Source organism: Virgibacillus sp. 7505 (genome assembly GCF_002272135.1).
Taxonomy (GTDB): domain Bacteria; phylum Bacillota; class Bacilli; order Bacillales; family Amphibacillaceae; genus Terribacillus.
The window spans coordinates 1-270 of sequence record NZ_NPBF01000188.1 but is presented as its reverse complement, the minus strand read 5'-3'; the positions used below and the strand labels follow the sequence as shown (position 1 = coordinate 270).

General features: G+C 40.4%; 1 protein-coding gene. It reads left to right on the top strand.

The genetic code is table 11. The features are described from left to right. Window positions 1–270: RNA-guided endonuclease TnpB family protein (locus tag CHH91_RS18535; RefSeq protein WP_141234219.1), on the top strand; the 270-nt coding region annotated here is incomplete at both ends.

The window sequence follows — 270 nt, the reverse complement described above, 5'->3', positions numbered from 1 at the left end:
TAGCAAAAGCCATTAGTGACGCCTCTTGGACTCAATTTAGAACTATGCTCGAATATAAAGCAAAGTGGTATGGCAAACAAGTGGTGGCTGTATCAAAAACATTCGCTAGTTCTCAGCTATGTTCTAGTTGTGGCTATCAAAACAAAGACGTTAAGAATCTGAACCTCCGTGAATGGGATTGCCCTTCTTGTGGAACACATCACGATCGAGATCGTAACGCAAGTAAAAATCTTAAAAACGAAGCGATAAGACTTCTAACCGTAGGAACTA